Source organism: Hungatella sp. SL.1.14 (assembly GCF_024460495.1).
Lineage (GTDB): Bacteria > Bacillota > Clostridia > Lachnospirales > Lachnospiraceae > Hungatella > Hungatella hathewayi.
Window position 1 is genome coordinate 318,011 of the sequence record NZ_JANFYJ010000001.1, and the last position, 20,075, is coordinate 338,085.

Consider the following 20,075-nt stretch of genomic DNA (forward strand, 5'->3'; position numbering starts at 1 on the left):
AACACCGCTCTTCACGGCGGGCAAGACTTCCTCGGGTCTTTGACACCCTGACCATAAAGATCAGCGTGTAAACCAGCAATGTCTTAGTTAAAAGGACTGTCAAAGACGGGATTATGTCATCGTTGAGCAGCGTCTGCAGGCAAAACCGGCTTTTGAGCTTCGGATACCCTTGCCGGAAACGTCAGGGTGAATACCGTTCCTTTGCCCGGCCTGCTTTCCACCTCCACGGTCCCTCCCATAGCTTCTGCGGTATTTTTCACGATATATAATCCCAGCCCGCTGGACCCATCCTTCTCTCCCCGTTCCGGTGACACCTTATAGAATCGCTGGAAGATGTGAGGAAGATGCTCCGCGCCAATCCCTTCCCCGGTATCGGCCACCACAAGATTGGCCCGCTCACCGGCTTCACACAGTTTCAAGGAGATGCTCCCGCCTTTCGGCGTGTGGCGCAGCGCATTGTAGACTAAGTTGTCCAGCACACTCCAGATTTTGTGCCGGTCGATCAAAAGCTCTGCGGCGCAGTCCGCCCCAACCGAAAAGGAAAGCTCTTTATCACGGATTAAATCGCCATATTTACTTCCCGCTTCTTCTAAAAGACTGGACCCTTCCACCCAGTCCAGACGGTAAACCGCAGTTCCCGCCTCCATACGGGTGACCTCAAACAGGTTATGAACGAGACGCTGAAGGTCTAGGTTCTTATGGTAGGCAATCCCTATGTACTCCGCTCTCTCCTTCTCGTTGGAGGCGATGGCATCATCCCCCAACAGTTCCAAATAGTTGTTAAGCACCGTCAGCGGGGTCTTTAAATCATGGGAAATGTTACTGATCATCTCCCGCAGTGCGGCCTGGGAGGCGGACAGCTGCCTGTTGGTGTCGTTCAGCTGTGCGGTCCGTTCCTCCACAATCCGTTCCAGATTTTCATTGACCCGTTCCACTTGTTCATGAGCGTCGGCATAACTGCGGGAAAGCATCACGCACTGGCTGAGGATGAGGAATAAGTTGGATACGGCGCCAGGTATATACAGCTTTGCCTCCAGCACCGTCTTGGTCAGCGGCGCATAGATGATGAAGAGAACCAGGCTGAATAGATACAAGAGCCGGTAAGGGTCCCTGCCAACTTTGCCGCTTCGAAGGGCAAGCGCCGCAGCCAGGCCGTTGGGGATCAGCGCAAGGAACAGACCGGCCACCGCCGCCGTATTCGGCAGCAGAAACACTCCCAACACCGGCAGCGCAAAGCAGGCCATCACCACTCTGCGATGAAGACGGCTTAAGCGGAGGGAAAACGCCTCCAGCATAAAAAGGCAGATGCAGATGGAATGGAGCGCAAACAGCAGCAGATAAACCCGGCTCAGGAAAAAAGTCAGCCCATCCCGGCAGAAATATTGTACCATTGAGTTCGTCTCCATCACCAGCCGCAGCACTGTCACAACACAGGTTACGCTGTACACCAGATACAAGCGTTCCATTCGGCGGAACAGATATAAAAACAGGTGGTACACACCGATCAGCAATATGCCTCCCATAGCGGCGGCGGCCGCTGCCCGCTGCCAGAGTAAATGATGGAGCATGACGGTATCGCGGCCAAACAGGATTGGATAAAACAGGCCGCTGTCGGTCAGATGATAATTGGCAGCCCAAACCACCAGTTCCAAAGTCCCGTCTTCTGATGACACCGCCAGCAGTTCATTGCGCACACCGGTCACTGTATTGGCAGCGGAATCTCCCACCTGACCGGCCCGGTAAATCTCCGTACCGTTGTTCCAGATCACCGCAGATGAAATGATCTCCGGAATAAAGAGCAGATAGATTTCCCCAGGATCCGTCTGAAGGGTCAGCCGGTAGGTGGCATGGCCGAGAACCGGATATCCCAGGCCGGCCCAGGAACCGGGCAGCGTGATCAATTCCCGGCCTTTTGGCGTTCCCTGCTTAAACTCTTCCGGCGCATAAAGACTGCCGTAATAAAATTCCCATTGGCCATCCAGCTGATAAACCGAGGAGGTAAAGTCAGTTCCTCTATAATCCAGAACCCCATCCACCGCCTCCGGCCCCTTTGATACAAAAGACACGGACATGGTAACAAACAGCGCGGCGCACAAAGCCAGAATCAATAAAAAGATTGCCAAAAAGCGTTTCATATCTTTATCCTCGCTTCCGAACCAGGTATGAAGCGGTAGCCTTCCCCCCGAACCGTCTCGATCCGGCCAATCACGGCCCCAGCATCCTCCAGCTTATGCCGCAGCCGCTTGATATGTACTGCCACAGTGTTTGCACTGTCTGTTTCCCCAGTGCGCCAGACCTGCTGATACAGTTCTGCCGCCGGAAAAATCTGGCCGGGATTGCCAAACAGAAACAAAAACAGTTCAAACTCCTTCTGGGGCAGTGGGATGATCTGGCCATCGACCAGCAAAAGCTGGTTCGAGTGGTCGATGGCAAATCTCTTCATGGAGACGCGCCGCACCTGGGCGTATACCCGCGCCGCCAGCTCCTTTAAGCTGTATGGTTTGGTGATATAGTCATCACCCCCAGCCATCAGACCCTCGATCTTGTCCTCCTCCTCATCCATACAGTTAAGAAACAGGATGGGCGCAGAGGTAAGGGCCCGAATCGCCTCACAAAGCGCAAATCCGTTCCTATCGGGCAGCAGTACATCCAATAAGATCGCGTCATAATTCTGATTTTTCAGATGTTCCAGCGCTTCTGACGCGCAGGCTGCCGTGTCAACCTGGTATCCCTGCGCTTCTAAGTACCTGCGGTTCGTCCGGAGTATATCAGGCTCGTCATCAACTGCCAAAATCCGGTAAGCATAATCCATAGATTCACCTCCAATCCGTAACATGAACGATTCTGTTCATATTCCATAAACGGGCAAATGCGAATGGCAGCTGCCATTCGCATTGTATCACTGTCACTATTGTATGATAGAACAGACTGCTTGTCAATGCAGGGAATGCAAGAAAAGTCTTGAAAGAAATGCCCGGAGGTCTCTAAGCAGTGTTCAGTAACCGCATCGCCGATACCTGGGAAAATAACGGCGCTCTGTCATTTTCTATGCTTTTTCCCCGAAGAGCCCCTGCGTCTGGCAAGCAGCGCCCCGAATTCTTCCGCCGAACAGCCGGATTCCTGCATCCACTGCTCTCTTCGGTGCTTTCTCACAGCCGCCGCTTTCGCTTCCCTTATTTTCTGTCTCTTCAGGATAAACAGAATGCCGCCTGCGATGACGGCCAGTACAGCGGCGGCTCCGGCAGCCAGAAACCAGCGGCGGGAGAACTTCATCGCCGGACGATTGCCGGGATCGGACCCATCTGATATACCATCCGGGACGGCAGACCGGGTGAGGCGGCTTTGGATGGCTGGATTGGGGGTAATCCAGGCGTGGCCGACTGTACGCTCTCCATACAGGTAATTAACCGTCACGACGGTTCCGGAGGGAGTAAGAGAAGTCTCGTCGTAGCTCACGATTGGGACGACGGCAGACAGATCAGCCTCCTTCGGAAGCACGATGCGGCTGTTTTGGTTCAGCAGAAGAAGCGACTGGTCCGTCCGGGAGTCTGAGTAGGTCAGATGGTTTTCCGGGACGAGACTGCCTTCATAGTCGGCAAGCTTCTTAGACTCGAACTGGCTGAAGCCGAAGTCCAGCAGTTTTTTTGTATCGGTATAATGCGTCTGGTGACCATTTAAAATAACCGAAATCAGCGTCATATCGTCTTTTTTCGCATAAGTCACCAGGGTATTGCCGGCCAGCGACGTAAATCCGGTTTTTCCGCCAAAGACTCTGGGATCATAGGCGGAATCATTCTTTTTGAGCATCTTGTGCCCCGGTGATATGGTCTGTCCCTCGGGCGCTTTTTTAGATGGCGGAATCTTATAGACTCTCGTCCCCATGATTTCGACAATCTCAGGATAATTTAACGCCGACCTGGCAATTAAGGCCATATCGTAGGCGGTAGTATAGTGATCCGGATCGTTTAAACCGCTGGGATTGACGAAATTCGATCCGGTACAGCCCAGCTCCTTCGCCTTTTTATTCATCAGCTTCGCAAATTCTTCCGTGCTCCCGGCTGCATGTTCAGCCAGAGCATTGGCCACCTCGTTGGCCGAATGCAGGATCAGACCGTATAAGCAGTCCTTTACCGACATCCGGTCTCCCGTATCCATGCTCAGGCTCTTACTCCCCTGCTCCACGTTGTAGACAGCATTCTGAGAGAATTCCACCACTTCATCCAGCCTGCACCGGTCCAGTACCACCTGGGCCGTCAGCAGCTTCGTGATACTGGCCGGATAATACGCCTCGTTGATATTCTTTCCATAAAGGATTGTCCCCGTATCCGCATCCATCAGGATTCCGCCATCCGCTTCCATGGCGACTTCGGACGGCCAGTCAGCCGCCCCGTATACTGTCATGGGCGTAAGGCCCGTAAATGCCACTGCCATACAGAGTAAAAAATAAAACAAAATGTTCTTTTTATGCCGCATAATCATGTCTCCTGAACATAAACATATTCCTTTTCACAGGAATATTCTTCCCGGTAACGGTATCCCAACGCAGTAAACTCCTTTAATTTTCCAACACATTCTATGCCGTTGGCAGCCATAAAACGCACCATCTCACCTCTCGCCATCTTTGCGGCAGTCGCCTTAACCCGTACCTTCCCTCCCTGCTCTGTGCCGAAGACACAGGTGATGAAGGTGTCAGAAGCCTTCAGCCATGGTTCCACCGCCCGGCTGTACTCCTTCGATGCAAGATTGACAATCACGGATTCTCCATCTGCGGTCAGTTCCTCATAGATGCGGCTTCCCCAGAAACCATACAGATCCCTGTTCCCATCGACGGGAAGCCTGGCCTGCATCTCCAGCCTGTATGGAACGACGCCGTCGCATGCCTTTAAAACGCCGTAAAATCCGCTCAGTATCCGCAGATGATCTTTTACATAGTCCCATTGGGAGCCGGTAAAAATATCGGGAGCCATGGACTGGTACTGAAGGCCGACATAAGCCAGGACAGCCGGTGTCAGGCCCCTCTCTAAATCCATGGTCTGATAACGCTCGTAGTTCTGTCTTGTGATCGCTTCATTGGCGCCGAACAGCTTTCCCAGCTGTTCCATGGAATACTCCTTTAACAGGCCATGAAGCTGTTTTGCATCTTCCAGAAAGACCGGCATGCCCGTCTCTTCCATGATGTCAGTCTGTACTCTCATCTTCTTGGCCGGGGATATGATAATTTTCATTTGTTTTCTCCTCGCTGTCTCGTATCCTTGCAGGTCTCATCCTGCATTAAATCACAGGTAACGGCAGAGAAAATCCGTATTCCCTCTTCCAGTACCGTTTCGTCAAAATCGAAATCCGCTGTGTGCTGGGGCGCTTCCATGCGGGTCATGTTCCGCATGCAGATGGCCTGGCCGCCGTGGGACTGGACCCGGTTCATCATCAGGGAAATATCTTCGCTTCCCCAGTTCCTGACGTTTCTCACACTGCTGACCCGGATATCCGGAAGTTTCCGCCCGATAAGCGCAGCGGCTCTGTCAGCCAGTGCCAGATCGCTGTGGTGGGAATCGGCAGCTCCCATGCAGATCATCTCGCAGGTACAGCCATACATAGCTGCAGCGGCCTCACAGATGCGTCTGGCGCTGTCTTCCATATATGCGTTGACTGCTGTCGTTTCTCCTCTCAGCTCTATCTCCATCTTCGCGTAATCGGGGATTACATTCCTTCCGGTACCTGCGTGAAGCGTCCCAGTATTGACCCGGCTGGCCCCTTCGCTGTGACGAGGAATGGCCGCCAGGCCCATCGCTGCGGAGGCTGCAGCCAGGAGGGCGTTTCGTCCCTTTTCAGGGAATCCGCCGGCATGAGCCGGAGCGCCATGGTAGATCACGTCGTATTTGGTCGTGGCCAGAGAGCCATAGGTCGCCGGAGTCACCGCTCCGTCATCGGGGCCGTCTAAAGGCGCGAGATGGGTTCCGATAAAGTAATCCACATCGTCCAAATGCCCCCTGGAAACGATGGCTCTCGCCCCACGCACGCCTTCCTCGGCGGGCTGAAAGATCAGCTTCACAGTTCCGTGCAGCTGTTCTTTTACGCTCATAAGGACCTCCGCCACACCGAGGCCGATGGCGGTATGGCCGTCATGGCCGCAGGCGTGCATAACGCCCGGACACAGGGAAGCAAAGCCCTCGCGGGCCGGTCTGTGGCCGGAGCTCTCATCCTCAAGAACACCGAGGGCGTCGATATCAAACCGAAGGGCGCAGACGGGGCCCGGACCACAGCGCAGGATTCCGATTACCCCGGTATATCCCGCCTCCATCTCTTCTGTCAGGTATGTAAGGGGCGTATTCCAGCTTTCTCTTACCAGGTTTGCATGTTCCCGCAGCACCTCCTCCGAAGGAAGGCCCAGTCTGGCTTCTCCATCCAACACGTTACTGCCGGTCAGTACCTCATACCCCAGCTCCGTCAGAATCCCGGCGATGACGGCGGAAGTGCGCATCTCCAGCCAGCCCGTCTCCGGATGCCGGTGCAAGTCTCTTCTCCTCGCCACGCTTCTTTCAAAAATCTCTTTTGCCATGGCTGTAATCTGATCGTACATCTATCTTCATCTCTCTTCTCTTGTATTTCCTGTACTAACAGTTCTCTAAAATTTTAACATAGGAAACAGGGAAAAGCAATTGAAGGAACTTCCAGTTCCGCGTATAATAATCTTACGTTTTTATAACGAAAAAATCAGAAAACCGGAGGCAATTATGAAAAAAATACTGGTCATCGGCTCCACATGCGTGGATATCATCCTGAAGCTGGATCATCTCCCCGTAACGGGAGAAGACCTTCATCCGAAAAGTCAGTCCATGGCGCTTGGGGGCTGTGCCTGCAATGCAGCGCATGTTCTGCTATACTCCGGCTCGGAGTTTACCTTCCTTTCCCCGGTGGGCGGCGGAATATACGGCGATTTTGTAAAGGAAGCTCTGACCGCCCACGGTTTTTCCATACCGGTTTATCTCCCGGAAAAAGAAAACGGCTGCTGTTACTGCCTTGTGGAAGCCTCCGGAGAGCGGACGTTTCTCTCTCTGCACGGCGTCGAATACACCTTTCGGAAAGAATGGATGGAACCATACCGCATGGAAGACTATTCCATGGCCTATCTCTGCGGACTGGAGGTGGAAGAACCAACGGGGGAAGCTCTGGTGGAGTATTTTGAAGCAGAGCGTGGACCGAAGCTGTTTTTTGCACCCGGTCCCCGCGGAACCAGACTTCCAGGAGAGCGGCTGAACCGAATCCTCGCACTCTCCCCCGTACTTCATATCAATGAGCAGGAAGCGCTGGAGCTGGGCGGCAGGGACTGCGTGGCAGATGCCGCGGCCGCGCTTTACCAGATAACGGGAAGTCCGGTCATTGTAACACTGGGAGAACGCGGCGCATACTGCCGCGAAAGCGCGGAACACGCCTATGTGGTCCCGGGAATCCCGTCAAGGGTTGTGGACACCATAGGAGCAGGCGACTCCCATATCGGGGCCATTCTCGCCGGCCTTCAGAAAGGCAGCAGCCTGCGAGATGCCATCGCGGCTGCCAATCAGGTGGCGGCCGCCGTGGTCAGCCAGGAGGGGGCGATCCTTCCGAAGGATTCCGTTTTGTTCAGGAATCTGCGTTTGACGAAAGAGGGATTGAGAGAGAGTACGAATCATTAACAAAAGCAGAAGAACCGCGGTATCCTGCCGGTCACCGCGGTTCTTCTGCTTGTTTATGGTGATTCTAAATAGTTTGATATCTTAATCCGCGTAAGTTCCTTTGGACTTCACCAGCTTCGGACGGTATCCTGCTTCGGTGAGCGCGGCCATAATGGTGTTTTTGTGTTCTGTGCCGTAAGCTTCTATGGTGATGCGCAGCTCCACGGCAGAGTTCCGGTTGATGCTGATGAACTGATTGTGTTCCAGGCGGATTACGTTGCCCTGTTCTTTCGCAAGAAGCGTGGAAACCTTGGCCAGCTCACCCGGCTTATCCGGAAGCAGGACGGACACGGTAAATACCCGGTCTCTCTGGATCAGACCGTGCTGTACGATGGAAGCCATGGTAATGACATCCATGTTGCCGCCGCTTAAGATGGAAACGATCTTCTTGTTTTCAGCCTTCATATGCTTTAAGGCGGCTACAGTCAGAAGACCGGAGTTCTCCACGATCATCTTATGATTCTCCACCATGTCGAGGAAGGAAACGATCAGCTCTGAATCTTCGATGGTGATGATGTCATCCACATTTTCCTGAATATAAGGAAACAGCTTATCGCCCGGGCATTGAACCGCCGTACCGTCCGCAATCGTGTTGACGCCGTTTAAGGCGACGACCTTGCCCTGGCGCAGTGATTCCTGCATGCAGTTGGCGCCGGCCGGCTCTACGCCGATGACTTTGATCTTCGGATTCAGCATCTTCGCCAGTGTGGCAACACCGGTACAGAGTCCGCCGCCGCCGATGGGAACGAGTATGTAATCCACGGTCGGCAGTTCCTTGATGATCTCCATGGCTATGGTTCCCTGACCGGTAGCCACATCCAGATCGTTAAACGGATGGATAAAGGTAAGGCCTTTTTCCTCTGCCAGCTTATAGGCGTAGCTGCAGGCTTCATCGAAGACGTCGCCTTCCAGAACGACCTCCGCGCCGTACCCCTTGGTCCGGTTTACCTTCATGAGCGGCGTTGTCGTCGGCATAACGATGGTTGCGGAGATTCCGGCCAGCTTCGCGGCGTAGGCCACACCCTGAGCGTGATTGCCTGCAGAAGCGGTGATTAAGCCCTTCGCCTTTTCTTCCTCGCTTAAGGTGCTGATCTTATAATAAGCACCACGCACCTTATAAGCCCCTGTATACTGCATATTTTCCGGTTTGAACCAGACACGGTTGCCTGTCTGGGAAGAAAAATACTCGCTGTACACCAGCTTTGTCTCCTGGGTTACTTTGCTCACAACCTCGGTTGCCTCTTCAAATTTCTCTAATGTCAACATACCTTACGCCTCTTCTTTCTCTTCCACATGGAATAATGCATTTACAAACTCTTCCGCGTTAAATTTCTGCAGATCGTCGATCTTCTCTCCAACCCCCACGTATTTGACCGGAATCCCCAGTTCCGACTGGATTGCCACGGCGATTCCGCCTTTGGCGGTTCCATCCAGCTTCGTTAAGATGATTCCCGTAATATCCGCCACTTCCATAAACTGTCTGGCCTGTGAAAGTGCATTCTGTCCGGTCGTACCGTCCAGCACTACCAGCGTCTCCCGGTAGGCCTCCGGAAACTCCTTGTCGATGATCCGGTTAATCTTCTTAAGCTCTTCCATCAGATTCTTCTTATTGTGAAGCCGTCCCGCCGTATCGCAGATCAGAATATCCGCGCGGCGTGATTTGGCAGCGGCTACGGCGTCGTAGACGACTGCAGCCGGATCGGAGCCTTCCTGCTGTGCAATGATATCCACGCCGGCCCGGTTGGCCCATTCCGTCAGCTGCTCGATCGCGGCGGCGCGGAAGGTATCTGCCGCTGCGAGAATTACCTTTTTCCCGTCATCCTTTAACTGGCCGGCCAGCTTGCCGACGGAAGTGGTCTTTCCCACTCCGTTGACTCCGATGATCAGAAGAACAGACTGGCGGTTCTCGTATTCATACGCGTTTTCTCCCAGATCCATCTGATCCCGAATGCTTTCCATCAGAAGCTCTTTGCATTCCGACGGGTCTTTAATTCCCTGTTCCTTTACCTTTTTTCTTAAATCCTCCACAATCGACATGGTGGTCTGAATTCCCAAGTCTCCCATGATCAGAGTCTCTTCGATCTCCTCATAAAACTCATCATCGATGGCTGAAAAGCCGCTGAAAATGGAATCCATTCCCGATATAATATTGTCCCTTGTCTTTTGCAGTCCTGCTACCAGTTTCCCAAAGAATCCCTTTTTCTCACTCATAGACGGCCTCCTTTTACTTATCTAAATCTTCTTCTATCAGATTTACCGAAACAAGCGTTGAAACGCCTTTCTCCTGCATGGTAATACCGTATAAACGGTCTGCGGCCACCATCGTTCCGTGACGGTGGGTGATGACGATAAACTGTGTATACTTCGTCAGTTTATGTAAATATTTTGCATATCTGTCCACATTCGAATCGTCTAACGCCGCCTCGATCTCATCCAGCAGACAGAAGGGAGACGGTTTTAAGTTCTGAATCGCGAACAGCAGCGCAATGGCAGTCAGGGCCTTCTCTCCACCGGAGAGCTGCATCATATTCTGCAGTTTTTTGCCCGGCGGCTGGGAGATAATCTGAATTCCCGCTTCCAGGATATCCTCATCCTCCACCAGTTCCAGAGTACCGCGGCCTCCGCCGAACAGCTCCTTAAATACTTTGTCGAATTCGGTACGGATCTCCTTGAATTTCTCCTCAAACTGCCTTCTCATACCGGTATCCAGTTCATCGATGATCTTAAGCAGCGTCTCCTCCGCCGTAACCAGATCGTCGTGCTGGGTCTTCATGAATACGTACCGTTCCGATACTTCTTTATAATCCTCAATGGCGTTGACATTGACATTGCCGAGCTTCTTGATCTCTTCTTTTAAGGAGGCGATGTGCTTTCGGATCTCCGGAAGGGATTCCTCCTCCCCGCCCTTAAGTTCCAGTGCGGCGGAATAGGTCAGCTCGTACTCATCCCACATGTAGTTTGCCGAATTTTCCAGGCGTTCCTCCAGCTTCTCCTTCTGACTCTGCAGACGAAATAAATCCTTGTCGAGACGGCTCATCCGGTCGGAAAGTTCTTCCCGCTTCTGAAAGAGTTCCTTCTGCTGTCTTGACTTTTCTTCTCTCTCTGCCGTCTTTTCCGCGATCACAGACTCGAGTCCTGCAGCGCGTATCACGGTATTCTCAATCTGCGCCTTTAATCCGGCGATTTCCGCCAGCTTTTCTTCGATAATCAGGTTGGAATCATCGGTGCCGCCGGAAAGGCCGGAAAGCTCCTCCTCCAGACGGCGGACGTCTTCCTTGACCCGCCGGATATTCTCCAGTTCGAAATCGTCCTTCTGTTTGAGACCGGATGCCTCTAGCTGGACGGTGGAAAGTGCTCTGGAAGCCTCCTCCCGTTCTGCCTTCGACGCGTCAAGACGCTCGTGGCAGGAATCCAGGCGGCTGTTGATATCCTGGTTCTGCTCCTCCAGCCGGATAACTTCGTCGGCCAGCTCGCTGCGGCTCCTGCCAATCTCCCGGATCTGCTCCTCCAGCTGGCTGTTTTCGCGTTCCAGATCGCCATAGGATTCCCGGATCTCTTCCTTTTTATCCTCAGTCCTGGAAATGCTCATGCGGACCGTATTCTGGCGCAGATAGCTCTCCTGTTTCCTGGATTTTAACGATTCCAGTTCTTCCCGGCTCTCGGCCAGAAGCGCCTCGTTCATCACCAGATCCTGTTCGATCCGGTCCACATCGGTCAGCGCCTTGGTACAGGCCCCTTCCAGTTCCTCGATCTCCCGCTTTCTGCCCAGTAAATTGCTGGTGTTCTTAAATGCGCCGCCGGTCATGGAACCGCCCGCGCTCAGCAGCTCGCCCTCCAGGGTGACGATCCGCAGGGAATACTGGAATTTTCTGGCCAGTGCAATGGCGTTGTCGATGGTATCCACCACCACGACCCGACCCAGCAGATACCGGATCAGCCCTTCATACTGGCCGTCTGTCTCCACCAGACTGTTGGCCAGTCCTAAGACACCGGGCTCCTTCAGCGCCTTGTCCTGATTAAAGGTGTTCTTGCTGCCGATGCTGGTAAGCGGTAAGAAGGTCGCCCTTCCGTACCGGTTTTTCTTCAGATATTCAATCAGCTGCTTCGCCGTCTGTTCGGAATCCGTCACAATGTTCTGGATGCTTCCGCCCAGCGCCGTCTCCACCGCGATCTCATACTTCTTCGGAACGGTGATTAAATCGGCCACAACGCCGTGGATGCCGTGAATACGGTCTCTGACCTCCATGACGCGGCGGATGCTTCCGCCGTAGCCCTCATACCGTTCCGCTATATTCTTCAGCGATTCCAGCTTCGTATAGCTGGTGTGGTATTCCTGCTGCTTATCGTTTAAATTCCTGTTCAGGCGGCGGACCTCATGATCCAGCTCCTCCGTCCTCGTCTCGGCCGCTGCCTGGGCGTCTCCGAGACTGGCGATTTCGGCCTCAATCTCTTCCAGCTGACGGTTTAACTCGTCTAACCGGCCATCCTGCTCCGATTCGTCGCTCTTATACTTTAAAAGCTTCTGACATACCTCGGAACGCCGGACATTTACCTGTTCCAGCATGGTTTCGTACCGCTGCTGTCTGGCGTTTATGGAGGCCTTCTCGTTTAAGGTGTCGATGATGTTTCCCTTGCCGGATTCAATCTCTTCCTCCAGCGCCCGGATCTCCTCGTCCTTCTTCTTCAGGGCCTCCTCAGCAGCGGCCAGGCGTTCTAAGGATTCCTTAACCTGGGCGGCAATACCGCTTCGTTCTTCCTCGTAGGCGGAGACCTTCGTCTTCTTATCTGCGATTTCCCCGTGGATCGCTGTCATTCGCTTTCCAATGTGCTCCGCGTTCATCTTTTCCGTGTTGATCTGCTCGTTCAGCACACCTACACGGCCTTCGAGGGTACCCTTTTCCATGTTGGCCTCACTGAGCGCCGTTCTGGCTTCACCTGCGGCTGCCTCCAGCCCGGATAAGATGGCGTCGAGGGTCTCATATTCCACACGGATATGTTCGGAAGCCTGTCTCGTTTCTTCCAGATCCTTCGATACAATGGCTGCGTTTTCTTCCGTCTCTTTTAACTGGCCGCGCGTTCCGGCGGTTTCCAGCAGGAACTGGTTCACATCGTATTTTTTTAAATCTTCTTTTAAACGCAGATACTCCTTCGCGGCCTCGGACTGCTTTGCCAGAGGACCGACCTGCTTCTCCAGTTCCGATAAAATATCAGTCACACGGACCAGATTCTGTTTCTCATCCTCCAGTTTCTTCTGCGCGATGGCTTTTCTTCGCTTAAACTTAACGATTCCGGCCGCCTCATCAAAGAGTTCCCGCCTCTCTTCCGGTTTTCCGCTTAATATCTTATCGATCTGGCCCTGTCCGATGATGGAGTAGCCTTCCTTGCCGATACCGGTGTCATAGAACAGCTCGTTGATGTCCTTTAAACGGCAGGTACTTCCGTTGATCATGTATTCGCTTTCACCGGAACGGTAGACACGCCTCGTCACCGTCACCTGATCGTAATCGATAGCCAGCTGATGGTCGGAGTTGTCCAGAGTAATGGCGACACTGGCAAAGCCCTGGGGCTTTCTCGTCTCTGTTCCGGAGAAGATGACATCCTGCATGCTGGAGCTTCGAAGCTGTTTGACCTTCTGCTCTCCCAGCACCCAGCGCACTGCGTCCGCAACATTGCTCTTTCCGCTGCCGTTAGGTCCCACAATACCGGTAATTCCGTTATGAAATTCAAATACGATCTTGTTGGCAAATGATTTAAAGCCCTGTATTTCAATACTTTTTAAATACATAATTACCGTCGGCAGACGGCTATGCCTGCCTTTCCTTTTCCATTTTCTTAAGCTTTAAAATTCCGTGATAAGCGGCGACTGCCTCCGCGGCCTTCTTCGTCCTTCCGGTTCCCCGGCCGATCTCCTCTTCCCCAATGAGCGCCCGCGATTCAAAGAGCTTGTTGTGGTCAGGCCCCTCCTCCCGCAGAAGCTCATAGGCAAGCGGTTGATCGGTCTGGCTCTGCACGATCTCCTGTAAGATAGTCTTGCTATCAAAAAAGAGCTGTTTATGCTCGATGTCGTTCATGATAAATCGAAGGATAAACTCTTTTGCATTAGCAAAACCACCGTCCAGATAGATCGCACCGATGAGGGCTTCCATGGCATCCGACACGACCGATGCCCTTCCGCGTCCGCCTGTCGCCTCTTCTCCCTTTCCCAGCAGTAAATACGCTCCTAAATCAATGTCCTCCGCGCAGTAGGCAAGCGTCGGTTCACATACAATGCTGGCACGGATCTTCGTCAAGTCTCCTTCCGGCCTCTCCGGATATTTGTGATATAAAAAATCGCTGGAAACGACCTCCAGCACGGAATCCCCTAAAAATTCCAGCCGCTCATTGCATTCCAGCTTATTCAAGCGGTGTTCGTTGGCGTAGGAGCTGTGGGTCATGGCCTGCGTAAGAAGCTGCCTGTCCGTAAAACGGTAGCCGATCCGCCCTTCCAGCTCATGTAATTTTTTGCTCATTATTTCCTCTTTCCTTTACTATGAAAGAAGGTGTTGCGGACAGGCGGCATCATGCCGCCCTGCAACACCCACATCTATTAATTCAGCGCGTTCTTAATCTGTTCTACCGCATCACCGACTGTAGCGATCTTCTCTGCTACCTCGGCCGGTATCTCGATATCGAATTCCTCTTCGATACCCATGACGATCTGGAATACATCCAGGGAATCTGCACCTAAGTCATCTACGAATGTAGAAGCCATGGTTACCTCCTCCGGTTCAACATTAAGTACCTCTGCGACAATTTTCTGTAACTTTTCAAATTCCATCTTTTCCCTTCCTCTCTCCTATTCTTTATTTTCCTGATTTTCAGCAGTCAGGCTCTCTCTTATCTTATCATTAATCCCCTGTTCTTTAAAGGTCATGCATTGAAGAATGGAATTACACACTTCCTTAGCCTTGGAATTCCCGTGGGTTTTTACCACCAGACCGTTCAGTCCGAGAAGCGGTGCTCCGCCGTACTGAGACGAATCAAAGGATTTCAGTGTCTCCTTAAGCGCTGGTTTTACAAGCAGTGCTCCAATCTTACTTCTTAAGTTCACCATCATGCCGCTCTTGACCTTACTGATCAGAGTGGCACCTACTCCTTCGTAAAGCTTCAGGATTACATTGCCTACAAATGCTTCGCATACAATGACATCGGCACCGCCATGCGGAATCTCCCTCGCCTCAATGCTTCCGATGAAGTTTATGTCCCTGCATTCCTTGAGAAGCGGAAACGTCTCCTTGACAAGTGCGTTCCCTTTCTCTTCCTCTGCCCCGATATTGACGATGGCCACCCGTGGATTCTTCACCCCCATCACATGTTCCATGTAGATGGAACCCATGCGTGCAAACTGTACCAGATGGGAAGCCCTGGCATCGACATTGGCACCGCAGTCAATCAGCAGAGACGCGCCTTTTTCAGTGGGGATTAACGGCGCAAGCGGAGGTCTTTCCACTCCTTTGATCCTTCCGACAATCACCTGGCCGCCAACTAAGATGGCGCCGGAGCTGCCGGCGGATACGAAGGCATCCGCTTCCTTCTTTTTCACCAGATTCATGCCAACCACAATGGAAGAGTCTTTTTTCTTTCGTATGGCATTCACCGGAGGTTCTTCCGTCTCGATTATCTCTGTCGCAGGAACAATCTGTATCTGCTCCGCCGGAAAGCTATGCTTTTTCAGTTCCTCAGCTACTGCCGGTTCCTGCCCTACCAGGAGGACGGAGATCTCCCTGTTCGCGTTCACTGCCTGTACGGCACCTGCCACCATCTCAGCCGGTGCATAATCGCCGCCCATGGCATCTACAGCTACTTTTATCATCACAATTCCCCTTTCAAGTCTGGCCTAAGATAATCTATTACATAATATACTAAATATTATTCTATAAATCAATATAAAATTTAAGAAATCAAAACTCGTTCTGAGACGCCAGCAGATGGAAGAAATCATCCACCGGCATAGGTTTATAATAATAGAACCCCTGTACCATGTCACAGCCCGCATGTTTCAGGAAATCGATGTACTCTTTCTGCTCCACACCCTCGGCAATCGTCTCCATGTGAAGCGTCTTTGCAATTTGAATGATTGTCTCTGTGATGGCGCAGTCCTGAGGGTTAAACGCTTTCGTGAAAAACTGACGGTCGATCTTCAGTCCGTCCAGCTGAAGGCTGGAGATGACCTGAAATGAAGAATACCCGCTTCCAAAGTCATCCAGCATGCAGACAAATCCCCGCCTTTTAAATCCGGGGATCAGACGCATCATTCTGGCGCTGTCGTCGAAGGAGATGCTTTCCATCAGTTCAAACTGAATCCAGGATTCCGGCACCTCGTACTGGTCAAACACTTCCATATAGTCAGTAAACAGATTGTCATCATTATAATAGGATTTTGAGATATTAAACGACAGCGGCACGACCGGTATCCCGGCGTCTCTGCATTCCTGCAGCTTCCTGCACATCGTTTCAAATATATACAGATCCACATTTCTGATATATCCGTTTCTGTCAAGAACCGGGAGGTAGTCTTTAAGCGGAATCAGTTTTCCGTTCTCATCAAACCAGCGCAGCAGAACTTCCGCTCCGACGATTTTCTCGTCGCTCAGCCGCACTTTGGGCTGCAGATAAGGAATAAATCTCCCCTTCTCCACTGCTTCCGCCGCTTTCTCTTCAATCTCGCAGTCCTGCAAATACCTTTTTAATGTACTGCTGTTGTAAAAATCATAAGAGGTATTCCTAAGGTGAACGTGGCTGCACATCGTACGGGCAAGCTCCGCCTTATTAAGCGCCGTATAGAAATCATCATCCGGAGTATCGATCATATAGACGCCAAAGGAATAGAAGATTTTCAAATGGGTCCTGGGGTCCGGGTACTGACATCCTGCCCAGTCTGCGTCATAAATAAACTGCACCAGGGCTTCCTTACTCTCCCGCTGGAGCAGTATGACAAAATGGTCGGAATAAATTCTGGAAAGCCATTCGTTTTCGTGAAGAAGCCCCTCTGTCACATCGTAAAATTCCTTCAGTATCTCCTCTGAGGCGTTCTTTCCATACCGCAGAAGATACCCTCTGAAATTTTTTATGTGGATAGTCATAACCGCATAATGATTCATACGGAGCAGACAGTTTTCCTGGTATTTTTCTTTGATCCAGCGCTCGTTGCCGCCGCCGGTCACCGGATCTGTATATTTTTCTTCCAGCCGTATCTTCATATGGTATTTTCCTTTTTCTATCGTACTTAATTTCCTATTTCTCATCATACCAGATTTTTCCGCTTAAAAAAACCTTTTTGAAAAATATAATCGTTTTTCCTGAACCCGCAGCTGCCACTTACCCTTGAAATACTGCCTCTTACCGGAAACACATGGATATTTATCAGATCATCCTTTATAATAACCGCATCTGGAACAATTCCCTGATAGGAAAGCTTTAAAAAGCGGGGAGGAAGAGACCGAAGAACAAAAAGTCAGGAGGAGACAGACATGCAGACGTTGGTCAGAGTGGTTCCCGGGCAGGAACCTGAGCATGCGGAATTTTATGTCCATCAGAAGGACCGGGCCATAGAAAGGCTGGTGGAATATGTGGAACAGGAACGGTATCACAGCATTCTTCTGACGTGTTACCGCGGAAATGAAATCGTACAGCTGCCGGAGAGCTCGATCTGCTTCATTGAGACTGTACGGGAAAAGCAGCTGGTACACACGGATGCTGAAATATTGGAGGTAAAGAAAAGGCTGTATGAGCTGGAGCGCCTTCTTCCGCCCGGATTTATCCGGATTTCCAAATCAGTTATTATGAATATGGATCGGGTAACGGCCTACCGGCCGATGGTAAACGGATTGATGGCGGCCTCGTTTCCCAATAACGATATCGTCTATATATCAAGAAAGTATTTAAAAGACGTCCGCAGTCATATTATGGAGGTGCGAAATGAAAGAAAATCTTATGGAAACGTTTAAGCAGGGCCTTTTTCTTGGAATGCTGCTGTTTATATGCTCTCTGACGGCACTGCGCCTCGCTGCACCGGAAGGCGTCGGACCGGTATGGTCGTTGTTTCCGGCAGTCCTTTCCGGCTACCTGGCCGCAGGCTGCTTTCTGCAGCTGATCCGCAGTCTGGCTGCGCGGCTGGATTCCGTATTCTTTCGCGGTGCAGCGGCAGCGGCCTGGTGTTATATCGTTCTGTTCTGCCTGTTTTTTCTGGCACAGAATCTTCCTCTGCCCGTACGGACCATGCTTTTGACCAGTGCGGCAGTTCTTTTACTGCTGTGGGAGGCAGAATACCGTTATCTGAAATCTGTTGCCAGGGATTTAAACAGTGGTGCGGCCGGAAGGATTCTCCTCATCGATCTGGACGAAAAACCCGGTTCTTCGGAAGAATTCTTTGCCGCTTTGGAAACCTACTGTAAAAAGAGTTCTATCACACTGGAATACGTAAAAAGAGACATTCCGGCTACCGTTAAGCTAAACGGCCGCCTGCACACGGTGACTCTTACTGAATCCTACATGTACGGCGGCCCTGGCTGGTCTATGGAAATTCAGGAGATCCTGTAACTTTGATGCTGTTTCGTTCTACAGTTCCTTCTCCGCAAAATTAGAGTGCATTTTCATTAATGCGCCGCGCAGGATGGGGATGTCATCTTCCGGAATTCCGAAGTACTGGCGTTCGTAGATTTTCTCTGAAATACGCTGAAGTACAGAGGCTAAATGCCTCCCCTGCTCCGTTAAAGCGGCCATGGTCACACGGCTGTCACCCGAAGACTTTCCGGTCGTCACATATCCGGTGTTTACAAGCTTCTTTATCAGACATGTGACGGTCTGCGGTGTCCTGTCAATACGGCGGGCCAGTTCATTCATGGGCATCTGGCCGTGCTTCATCAGTTCCATAATAATCGCTCCATGGGAAGGCACAATATCCGCGATGCCTTCCGCTGCCAGCTCTTCTGTGATAAAGCGCCGGATCTCTCCATCGATGCGGCTGATCAGCGTAAAGGTATTGTCGATCATCCGTTGTCCTCCTGCTTCTTTCCTACATCCATCATGGCGCCGTTCAGTTTAAGGGTTCCGCCTTCCCCCCTTAACTGTCTGGCACATGTGAGATAATAGTGGCGGGCGTTGGCGCTCGTCTGTGCCCTCCCCAGTTCGGTCAGCGCGTCGGCTTTGAGAACAGAGGCTTCCTCAGTTTCTTTCCTGCAGGCTAACAGAAGGTCACAAAGCTCTGCAGCCCACTGTGCCTCTCCGCGCTTCAGGGCTGCGGCTCCTTCGGCAAGCACCCGTGCGGGACCACCCATCATGGAAACCGTCTTTTCCGCCCGCTCTTTCGTGGCCATGTGTCCTAACTTTGTGGGATTTCCGTCAAACCAGCCCAGGTATCCGGTGTAGATGGAACGGACAGACCATTCCACGGTTCCGTAATACTCCTGCAGATACGGGAGGGATGCAAGCGGTTCCGGAAGGTGGACGCGTTCAACCAGTTCATCCGGCGTAAGTCCCTCATTCATGCCCTGAAGCGTCTCTGTGAGCACATATTCCAGCGCGTCCCGGTAGTTTTTCAGAGTTGTTTCCACCTGCCTGCTGCCGATTACTGCCTTCGTATGTCCCGGAAGCAGATACTCTGCCCTGTATTCCCTCATCTTATCCAGCGAATCGATCCAGCCGCTTATGTCACGGTACTGACCGCCGCGGATCGCATATAAGTTCGGCCAGGATTCATAATAGTTGTCACCGCAGCAGAGAACCCGGTGCTGCGGGAACCAGACGAAGATCTGGTCATCCGTCTCTCCGGGTGCTGCCGCCAGAACTGCCTTAATGCCGTCTGACTCCAGTTCCAGCAGCTCCTCCTCAAACAGTTCACTGCAGGGAAGATTCCCCTTCTCACCGTTAATTTCATTTCGCGGTCCGATTCCGACACAGATGTTTTCTTCCGGCGTTAAGCCAACGCCAAACTGCCTGGCCCCCCGCACTCCGCAGATATCCCGGATCATACCGGTTCTGCCGTATTGAGGGTAGGTCGGTTTCCTTCCAATAATCCGCGTACCCGGTTCTGCAAATACCGACGCCCCGGAGGTGTGGTCGAAATGGAAGTAGTGGGTATAGATAATGGTCCTGATGGGCTTATCCGTCAGTTTTTTAAACGCTTCCTTTACCTCCTCCGCCGGAGCGGTGCCGTTTAACGTATCCACCAGAATACAGGAATTTTCTCCTATAACCAGCGTACAGGTACTGCCGCCATACCCCAGTGCAAAATACACATTGTCACAGATCTTTGTGATTCCCTTTGGGAAACCGTTTTCCGCCTGTCTTTTTAACTTTTCCTCTCCTGCATAAATCATGGTCTGACCT

General features: G+C 51.9%; 17 protein-coding genes. 3 read left to right on the plus strand and 14 right to left on the minus strand.

What is annotated here, in order from left to right:
* Window positions 1-116: 116 nt before the first annotated feature.
* The 5 genes from NE473_RS01575 to NE473_RS01595 form a co-directional block, all read right to left on the minus strand.
* Window positions 117-2,135 carry a sensor histidine kinase gene (locus NE473_RS01575; protein WP_055648948.1) on the minus strand — a complete coding sequence of 673 codons (2,019 nt, stop codon included), beginning with the start codon at window positions 2,133-2,135 and terminating at the stop codon, window positions 117-119.
* Window positions 2,132-2,812: a response regulator transcription factor gene (locus tag NE473_RS01580; RefSeq protein ID WP_055648949.1), complete on the minus strand. Its 681-nt coding sequence runs from the start codon at window positions 2,810-2,812 to the stop codon at window positions 2,132-2,134. The genes NE473_RS01575 and NE473_RS01580 overlap by 4 nt, the downstream gene beginning before the upstream one ends.
* Window positions 2,813-3,039: 227 nt before the next feature.
* Window positions 3,040-4,473 carry a serine hydrolase gene (locus tag NE473_RS01585; RefSeq protein WP_256265147.1) on the minus strand — a complete coding sequence of 478 codons (1,434 nt, stop codon included), beginning with the start codon at window positions 4,471-4,473 and terminating at the stop codon, window positions 3,040-3,042.
* Between the two features lie 2 nt (window positions 4,474-4,475).
* Window positions 4,476-5,225 carry a peroxide stress protein YaaA gene (yaaA, locus tag NE473_RS01590; protein WP_055648950.1) on the minus strand — a complete coding sequence of 250 codons (750 nt, stop codon included), beginning with the start codon at window positions 5,223-5,225 and terminating at the stop codon, window positions 4,476-4,478.
* Window positions 5,222-6,577 (minus strand): amidohydrolase, encoded by a 1,356-nt coding sequence (locus NE473_RS01595; protein WP_055648951.1) that lies wholly within the window; start codon window positions 6,575-6,577, stop codon window positions 5,222-5,224. Before NE473_RS01595 ends, yaaA begins: the two co-directional genes overlap by 4 nt.
* Before the next feature lie 154 nt (window positions 6,578-6,731).
* Here NE473_RS01595 and NE473_RS01600 point away from each other — a divergent pair, with 154 nt between their 5' ends.
* On the plus strand, window positions 6,732-7,670 hold the full coding sequence (locus NE473_RS01600; RefSeq protein WP_055649024.1) for a PfkB family carbohydrate kinase: 939 nt from the start codon (window positions 6,732-6,734) through the stop codon (window positions 7,668-7,670).
* A gap of 81 nt (window positions 7,671-7,751) precedes the next feature.
* Here the strand turns inward: NE473_RS01600 and ilvA are convergent, their stop codons facing one another.
* The 7 genes from ilvA to NE473_RS01635 form a co-directional block, all read right to left on the minus strand.
* Window positions 7,752-8,975, minus strand: a complete 1,224-nt coding sequence (gene ilvA / locus NE473_RS01605; protein WP_022031224.1) for a threonine ammonia-lyase — start codon at window positions 8,973-8,975, stop codon at window positions 7,752-7,754.
* Between the two features lie 3 nt (window positions 8,976-8,978).
* Window positions 8,979-9,920 carry a signal recognition particle-docking protein FtsY gene (ftsY, locus tag NE473_RS01610; RefSeq protein ID WP_006775637.1) on the minus strand — a complete coding sequence of 314 codons (942 nt, stop codon included), beginning with the start codon at window positions 9,918-9,920 and terminating at the stop codon, window positions 8,979-8,981.
* A gap of 13 nt (window positions 9,921-9,933) precedes the next feature.
* Entirely contained in the window at window positions 9,934-13,494 is a 3,561-nt protein-coding gene (gene smc / locus NE473_RS01615) for a chromosome segregation protein SMC (RefSeq protein WP_055648952.1), read from the minus strand.
* A gap of 19 nt (window positions 13,495-13,513) precedes the next feature.
* Entirely contained in the window at window positions 13,514-14,218 is a 705-nt protein-coding gene (rnc, locus tag NE473_RS01620) for a ribonuclease III (RefSeq protein ID WP_022031222.1), read from the minus strand.
* Between the two features lie 77 nt (window positions 14,219-14,295).
* Window positions 14,296-14,526: an acyl carrier protein gene (gene acpP / locus NE473_RS01625; protein WP_006775640.1), complete on the minus strand. Its 231-nt coding sequence runs from the start codon at window positions 14,524-14,526 to the stop codon at window positions 14,296-14,298.
* Window positions 14,527-14,544: 18 nt separating this feature from the next.
* Window positions 14,545-15,561, minus strand: a complete 1,017-nt coding sequence (gene plsX, locus NE473_RS01630) for a phosphate acyltransferase PlsX (RefSeq protein WP_022031221.1) — start codon at window positions 15,559-15,561, stop codon at window positions 14,545-14,547.
* A gap of 88 nt (window positions 15,562-15,649) precedes the next feature.
* Entirely contained in the window at window positions 15,650-16,996 is a 1,347-nt protein-coding gene (locus tag NE473_RS01635; RefSeq protein WP_081034781.1) for an EAL domain-containing protein, read from the minus strand.
* Window positions 16,997-17,218: 222 nt separating this feature from the next.
* Between NE473_RS01635 and NE473_RS01640 the strand changes: the two genes are divergently transcribed.
* Together NE473_RS01640 and NE473_RS01645 are read left to right on the plus strand one after the other, a co-directional pair.
* The gene (locus NE473_RS01640) at window positions 17,219-17,695 is read left to right on the plus strand and encodes a LytTR family DNA-binding domain-containing protein (protein ID WP_006775644.1); all 477 of its coding nucleotides are present in this window, start codon (window positions 17,219-17,221) and stop codon (window positions 17,693-17,695) included.
* Window positions 17,667-18,287, plus strand: a complete 621-nt coding sequence (locus tag NE473_RS01645; protein ID WP_055648954.1) for a DUF4318 domain-containing protein — start codon at window positions 17,667-17,669, stop codon at window positions 18,285-18,287. The genes NE473_RS01640 and NE473_RS01645 overlap by 29 nt, the downstream gene beginning before the upstream one ends.
* Before the next feature lie 18 nt (window positions 18,288-18,305).
* On the opposite strand, the gene NE473_RS01650 is transcribed toward NE473_RS01645, so the two are convergent.
* Together NE473_RS01650 and NE473_RS01655 are read right to left on the minus strand one after the other, a co-directional pair.
* On the minus strand, window positions 18,306-18,740 hold the full coding sequence (locus tag NE473_RS01650) for a MarR family winged helix-turn-helix transcriptional regulator (RefSeq protein WP_006775646.1): 435 nt from the start codon (window positions 18,738-18,740) through the stop codon (window positions 18,306-18,308).
* A complete protein-coding gene (locus NE473_RS01655) occupies window positions 18,737-20,065 on the minus strand; it encodes an alkyl/aryl-sulfatase (RefSeq protein WP_055648955.1) in 1,329 nt (442 codons plus the stop codon). The genes NE473_RS01650 and NE473_RS01655 overlap by 4 nt, the downstream gene beginning before the upstream one ends.
* Window positions 20,066-20,075 lie beyond the last annotated feature (10 nt).

Excerpts from the sequence above, each read along its gene's own strand:
- NE473_RS01575 (WP_055648948.1), bottom strand. The coding sequence starts at position 2,135 with ATGAAACGCTTTTTGGCAATCTTTTTATTGATTCTGGCTTTGTGCGCC.
- NE473_RS01580 (WP_055648949.1), bottom strand. The coding sequence starts at position 2,812 with ATGGATTATGCTTACCGGATTTTGGCAGTTGATGACGAGCCTGATATA.
- NE473_RS01585 (WP_256265147.1), bottom strand. The coding sequence starts at position 4,473 with ATGCGGCATAAAAAGAACATTTTGTTTTATTTTTTACTCTGTATGGCA.
- yaaA (WP_055648950.1), bottom strand. The coding sequence starts at position 5,225 with ATGAAAATTATCATATCCCCGGCCAAGAAGATGAGAGTACAGACTGAC.
- NE473_RS01595 (WP_055648951.1), bottom strand. The coding sequence starts at position 6,577 with ATGTACGATCAGATTACAGCCATGGCAAAAGAGATTTTTGAAAGAAGC.
- NE473_RS01600 (WP_055649024.1), top strand. The coding sequence starts at position 6,732 with ATGAAAAAAATACTGGTCATCGGCTCCACATGCGTGGATATCATCCTG.
- ilvA (WP_022031224.1), bottom strand. The coding sequence starts at position 8,975 with ATGTTGACATTAGAGAAATTTGAAGAGGCAACCGAGGTTGTGAGCAAA.
- ftsY (WP_006775637.1), bottom strand. The coding sequence starts at position 9,920 with ATGAGTGAGAAAAAGGGATTCTTTGGGAAACTGGTAGCAGGACTGCAA.
- smc (WP_055648952.1), bottom strand. The coding sequence starts at position 13,494 with ATGTATTTAAAAAGTATTGAAATACAGGGCTTTAAATCATTTGCCAAC.
- rnc (WP_022031222.1), bottom strand. The coding sequence starts at position 14,218 with ATGAGCAAAAAATTACATGAGCTGGAAGGGCGGATCGGCTACCGTTTT.
- acpP (WP_006775640.1), bottom strand. The coding sequence starts at position 14,526 with ATGGAATTTGAAAAGTTACAGAAAATTGTCGCAGAGGTACTTAATGTT.
- plsX (WP_022031221.1), bottom strand. The coding sequence starts at position 15,561 with ATGATAAAAGTAGCTGTAGATGCCATGGGCGGCGATTATGCACCGGCT.
- NE473_RS01635 (WP_081034781.1), bottom strand. The coding sequence starts at position 16,996 with ATGATGAGAAATAGGAAATTAAGTACGATAGAAAAAGGAAAATACCAT.
- NE473_RS01640 (WP_006775644.1), top strand. The coding sequence starts at position 17,219 with ATGCAGACGTTGGTCAGAGTGGTTCCCGGGCAGGAACCTGAGCATGCG.
- NE473_RS01645 (WP_055648954.1), top strand. The coding sequence starts at position 17,667 with ATGAAAGAAAATCTTATGGAAACGTTTAAGCAGGGCCTTTTTCTTGGA.
- NE473_RS01650 (WP_006775646.1), bottom strand. The coding sequence starts at position 18,740 with ATGATCGACAATACCTTTACGCTGATCAGCCGCATCGATGGAGAGATC.
- NE473_RS01655 (WP_055648955.1), bottom strand. The coding sequence starts at position 20,065 with ATGATTTATGCAGGAGAGGAAAAGTTAAAAAGACAGGCGGAAAACGGT.